This window comes from Dietzia timorensis (assembly GCF_020742175.1).
Classification (GTDB): Bacteria; Actinomycetota; Actinomycetes; order Mycobacteriales; family Mycobacteriaceae; genus Dietzia; species Dietzia timorensis_A.
Genome location: NZ_DYXM01000256.1, coordinates 1 through 5,390 on the forward strand (window position 1 = coordinate 1; position 5,390 = coordinate 5,390).

Below are 5,390 nucleotides of genomic sequence, written 5' to 3' on the forward strand. Positions count from 1 at the left end.
CCCAGCCGATAACCGCGACCGCGTAGGCGAGCGGGCCTGTACCCAGGTCGCAGGAGCTGCGGCCGAAGATCTTCTTGCTGGCCGTCGACGCGCCCCATTCGGTGGCCACCACGAGCGCAGTAGTCGCGACCGACGAGACAGCGGCCGCCCGGCCGATTCGGTTGAGCACCGGCGGGAGCTCGGCGGGCCCTTGGTGCTGGGCGGCTCCGACGTCATTGGTGGTTGGGGAGAGGTGTGGTTCGGGGACCACGCCCGCCTCGGGAAGTTCGCCGCGGCGATGACGGCGAGCCACGTCTACCACCGTGGCGACCGCGCCCGAACCCAGCGCGAGACCGAGTGCCGCCGTGGCGACCCGCCCGCGCCCGGACAGCGAACCGAACAGCGCCTTCGACACGTGCGGGGCGAGGAGGCTGCCGAGGCCCATCGACAGGCTCGCCATCGTGTCCTTGAACTCGTAATCGCCCGCGCGTGTGCCGGCGGCGCTCGGATTCCGCTTCTGCCACACGTACTCCGCCGCCATCGACCCGACAAAGGCGGGAATCGCGACCAGGGTCAGGTCGATTCTCAAGGAAGCCTCCTTTGTTTCCACTCCGCGTCGCTTCGGGACTGAGATGGGTAGTGATGAGCACCACACTAATCTGTGCGCGCGTGGGCGCCTCGGGAGGGCGGGAGTGTCCAGAAAACGGACAGTCGTAGATCACATTTATGCGGAAAGCTGAGAGTCCCTCAAGTTTTGCGGGCCCCGGGTGACACCGGTTTCGCGGCGCGGCTAACCTGAGGTGTAGCGGCGGCGAAGTGTCCTAGGTCACTCCGACGTCACACGCGAATAGGGCCGCGAAACGCGGCGAAAGTGCACTTAGAGTGAAAGGTTTCTTCCCATGCAAGGACTCATGCAGGATGTCCCGCTCAGCCTTCCTATCATCATGGACGGCATCGAGTCGCGCTTCGCGCACAAGCAGGTGAAGACCCACTCGATCACCGGCGAGAGCACGACGATCACCTACGGCGAGGTCGCCGAGCGCATCCGCCGCCTCGCCGGCGTGCTCGACACCCTCGAGGTGCCGGTGCAGGCCCGCGTCGCGACGTTCGCGTGGAACACCCACCGCCACCTCGAGCTGTACATGGCCGTGCCGTGTTCGAACCGCATCCTGCATACCGTCAACCATCGCCTGTTCGCCGAGGACATCGAGTACATTGTCGGCGACGCCGAGGATGACGTGATCTTCATCGACCGCTCGATTCTCGGCGCGCTGCTGCCGATTCTCGACAAGATCCCTACCGTTCGCCACATCGTCGTTATGGATGACGGCGTGGGGCCGGAAACCCCCGAGGGCGACGATCGCTTCCACGATTACGAGACGCTGCTCGCCGACGCCACACCGGTCACCGATTTCGATGTTCCTGACGAGCGTCAGGCCTCGGCGATGTGCTACACCTCCGGGACCACGGGGCGCCCCAAGGGCGTGCTGTACGACCACCGCTCGATGTTCCTCCACGCGATGGCCATCCAGTTCGCCGATACGCTTGCGATCTCCGAGGCGGACCGCGTCCTCGGGATCGTGCCGATGTTCCACGTCAACTCGTGGGGCGTGCCCTACGCCGCGATGATGTGCGGTGCGGACCTCGTGCTCCCGGGTAACGCGATGACCCCGGACCTTCTCGCGAAGGCGCTCATCGAGGACGAGTGCTCGATCGGCTTGGCTGTGCCGACGCTGTGGCGCGGTATCTTCCCGCACGTGCAGGGCAAGTCGCTGCCGAAGCTGCGTCGCCTCGTCTCCGGTGGCGCGCCGATTCCCGTCGAGCTTTCCCGCGATTACCAGCGCGAGATCGGCGTTCCGCTGTCGAACGCGTGGGGCATGACGGAGACGAGCCCGCTCGTGTCGACCGGCCATGTGCCGTCCGACCGGCAGGATGCCTCCGATGACGAGAAAGTCGAGATGCTCGCGCTCGCCGGGATCACGATTCCCATTGTCCGCGTGCGCATCGTCGACGAGTTCGGCGAGGTCGTCGCCCAGGACGGCGAGTCCACGGGCGAGCTGCAGTGTCGCGGCGCGACGATCGCCTCCGGGTACTACGGCGTCGAGAACTCCGGATCCTTTACCGAGGATGGTTGGCTCAAGACGGGCGACGTCGCGACGATCGACTCGCACGGCAACATCACGATCGTCGACCGTACGAAGGACCTGATCAAGACCGGCGGCGAGTGGATTTCCTCCGCCGAGCTCGAGAACTGGATCGCCGCAGCGCCGGATGTCGCCGAGGCCGCCGTGATCGGCCGCCCGGATCCCAAGTGGGACGAGCGCCCGGTGGGCATCGTGGTGCCGGCAGAGGGGCACAACCCGACGCCGGACACGATCCGCGAATACCTCAAGGACAAGGTCGCCAAGTTCTGGATCCCCGAGGACTACGTCTTCGTCGACGAGCTGCCGAAGACCGCTACGGGCAAGATCAACAAGGTGACGCTGCGTAAGGCGCACGTGAAGTAAGTTTGCTTGGCTTGCTGCGGCGTTGACGCCGCATTGGATGACCGCGCCCCGGGAACATTCCCGGGGCGCGGTTACTCATTTCGGTGAAGCAATTATTCGTGGCGTTCTGTGGTCACTGTCTACGAGCGGCAAGGTCTGGAGGCTCGGCTCATGCGAGATTTCGGCGATTCGTTAGCGTGGGGAGCGCTCTATTGGGCCTTGTTCTGTCTGGTGATTGTCGGTGCCGCATTCACGTGGATGGTGCTCAGCGCGCCCCCGGAACCTGCGTTCCTGCTACACGACCTAATAAACGTTCCTCTTGCCACCTTGTTCTGGGCTGCACTTGCGGCAGTTTCCTACGGAGTCGTTGGAGTTCCGTTCTTCGGTCTTGTGGTTTTCGCCGTGAAGAAGGTGCGGAAGCGCCGGAAGGCTAGGCTCGCAGCTATGCCTGATTAGCTGCAGTATCCGTCTGACGTGCAGACCGTGCCGGTCTCGTCGTCGAGGCCGAGAAGGTCGGTGAACGAGGTCAGGGGAGCGGCGGGCTGCTGTGCGGTCTGGCTCGAGGAACCGGCTTCTTCCGAAGAGAGCTCGGTGGCGTTCGAGCCGGGCTTGGGTGCGGGGTTGCTCATGCCTGGGGCCCTTCCGTGTTGCCGGCGCCTTCGGCATCGGCGGCGACCTGGCGCAGCGCTTGGCGGAAGGTGTCCGTCGGCAGCGCGCCGGGCGCGGCGAACTTGTTGTTGAAGACGAAGAATGGGACGCCGCCGGCGCCCATCTGGCGAGCTGTCTGGATTTCCTGCTCGACCACGGCGTCAGACTCCTGGGAAGTCAGGGCCGCGCGGGCTGCGTCTTCCGAAAGGCCGTGGGCGGTGGCAGCCGCGAGAATCGAGGCCTCCTCGAACGGGTTGAGGGTGCCGGAGAAGTAGCCGCGCTGCAGGTCGAGGAAGAACGCGGTGCCGGCGGCCCCGTCGTCGTCGGGATGGGCGGCGTTGATCGCCTGCATGACGCGATGGATGGCGCGCGTGTTCGCGAAGGGGCGGTCGATCGCGAAATCGCGACCGAGCTCCTCGGCGAGTGCGGCGACGTCGGCTTCCTTGGCACGTGCGACGTCATTCCCGACACCCATCTTGGCGGCGAGCATCTCGGTCGAGGTTTGGGTGACCTCGGCGGGCGAGGTCGGGTCGAGCTCGAAGGAACGGGCCCGCAGGCGCACCTTGTCCGCAAGGCCCTCCGCCTCGATCGCCTCGTAGAGCCGGGCCTCGCCGATGTAGCACCACGGGCAGACGACGTCGGTCCACACGTCGATCTCGATGAGCGGTTGCGGGGTGGCGGGTGAGTCTGCGGGCGTGGTCATGCGGGCACCTTGGGGCTAGGGGGATTGTCTTCACCTAGGACAACGCAGGCGTGGGCGAAAAAGTCCCGAACCCTAGAGGGGGAGGCCGAGCTTGCGGCGGCGCTCACGCTTGAACTGGTTGACGGCGGTCGCGGCGATAACCCAGGCGGTGAGAATGTGGAGTGCGTCGAGGCCCAGATTGTGGAATGACAGCGCGCCGAGAGCGCCTCCGGTCGCGAGGCACACCCACATGAGCAGCGGATAGACCCACGCGGTCCTGTCGCCGCCGAAGAAGGCGTCGACGAAACGTTGCGCCGCCTTGACCAGTGTTCCCGTGACATACGTGAGAGGCACGGCAACCTCCCCGCTGCGCTCGAACGCGGAGTTGAGCGCGCCGATCGCGAGCGAAATGAGGAGCATCGCTGCCAGGTCCGGACCAAAGGCGTGGAGGAGGGACGAGGCGAGTAGAAGCAAGGAGACGAAAGCGAGGACCGCCTCGCGCGCCCGGTAGAGGTTGAAACGTTTCGTCGTAGCGCGGTGGACGACGGTGCCGAGCATGACGCCGACGATGAACAGGATGACGCAGCGCAGCGACAGCCACATCAGGTCGGTGTGTCCCTCGATGCCGGACACCGCGATGCGCGTGGTGTTGCCGGACATGAACGACAGGAACACTCCGCCGAAGAACATGAATCCGACCGAATCGGCGAAACCCGCGGAGCCCGCGAGCGCCATGGCGAGCGCCTTCTCGCCGGGGCGATAGCGCTTCATTCGTGATCCTCGCGCACGCGGGTTATGCCTCCCTCTCCGTCAGTGCACCGAACGCGTGGGCGTGCGGGCGGTCAGGGAGGAAACCGTGGTCGACGGCCCACAAGATAGCCTGCGGGCGACGCGTCACGTCGATCCGGCGATAGCAGCTGCGTATGAGCGTCTTGACCGAATTGATGGAGATGTTCGCGTGGTGCGCGATCTCCTCGTTGCTTCTGCCCTGGGCGATGAGCGCGAGGATTTCCGCCTCGCGCGGCGTGAGGCCATTTTCGCGGCCCGGCCAGTCGCCGCGGTCGTCGTTGCCCGGCGTAGGGGAGCGCTGTGCCCGGCCCGTTCCTGCGTGGACGGCCTCGATGGCGGAGACGAGATCGGCTGCGGGCAGGGATTTCGAGATGTATCCGTCCGCACCGGAGCGCAGCGCCGATTCGATCTGCGCCTCGTCGAGGTCCCAGGTGTAGAGCACCGAGCGGCGCACCAGGGGATGGTCCGAAAGGGTGCCGACGTGAGGGTTGACCGGCTGCGGGCTCGCGAAGGAATCGAATAGCGCGATGTCCGTGTGGGCGTCGACATCCGCATCGGAGTTGAGATCGACGAACGTGATGCGGTCGTCGAACTCGCTGAGCATATCGGCGAGCCCACGAACGACGACGTCATAGTCGTTGACCAGCGCGACGCGAATGGGACTCATGGGAAGCTAGCTTACAACTCGGCCCGGCGCGCTACGGACGGACGTGGCGCGGCACATGCTTACGTGGTGTAAATATCTCACCCTTAAGGGTGAAGATTCCTGGCGCTGAACTGTTTATCGTCGGTAATCCAGCGCGCGG

General features: G+C 65.4%; 5 protein-coding genes and 1 pseudogene. 1 reads left to right on the plus strand and 5 read right to left on the minus strand.

All coding sequences use genetic code 11. The annotated features are described in order from the left end of the window. A pseudogene (locus K8V11_RS13375) lies at positions 1–568 on the minus strand (sterol desaturase family protein); the annotation flags it as partial. A gap of 310 nt (positions 569–878) precedes the next feature. Between K8V11_RS13375 and K8V11_RS13380 the strand changes: the two are divergent. Then, positions 879–2,486: a long-chain fatty acid--CoA ligase gene (locus K8V11_RS13380; RefSeq protein ID WP_303915268.1), complete on the plus strand. Its 1,608-nt coding sequence runs from the start codon at positions 879–881 to the stop codon at positions 2,484–2,486. A gap of 431 nt (positions 2,487–2,917) precedes the next feature. Here K8V11_RS13380 and K8V11_RS13385 read toward each other — a convergent pair whose 3' ends face one another. The 4 genes from K8V11_RS13385 to K8V11_RS13400 all read right to left on the minus strand — a co-directional run bounded on the left by K8V11_RS13385 (position 2,918) and on the right by K8V11_RS13400 (position 5,251). Further along, the gene (locus tag K8V11_RS13385) at positions 2,918–3,094 is read right to left on the minus strand and encodes a hypothetical protein (RefSeq protein ID WP_303915271.1); all 177 of its coding nucleotides are present in this window, start codon (positions 3,092–3,094) and stop codon (positions 2,918–2,920) included. Further along, on the minus strand, positions 3,091–3,816 hold the full coding sequence (locus tag K8V11_RS13390) for a DsbA family protein (protein WP_303915274.1): 726 nt from the start codon (positions 3,814–3,816) through the stop codon (positions 3,091–3,093). The genes K8V11_RS13385 and K8V11_RS13390 overlap by 4 nt, the downstream gene beginning before the upstream one ends. Positions 3,817–3,888: 72 nt before the next feature. Further along, positions 3,889–4,566: a YoaK family protein gene (locus tag K8V11_RS13395; RefSeq protein ID WP_303915278.1), complete on the minus strand. Its 678-nt coding sequence runs from the start codon at positions 4,564–4,566 to the stop codon at positions 3,889–3,891. A 22-nt stretch (positions 4,567–4,588) separates the two neighbouring features. Further along, positions 4,589–5,251: a response regulator transcription factor gene (locus K8V11_RS13400; protein ID WP_303915281.1), complete on the minus strand. Its 663-nt coding sequence runs from the start codon at positions 5,249–5,251 to the stop codon at positions 4,589–4,591. Positions 5,252–5,390 lie beyond the last annotated feature (139 nt).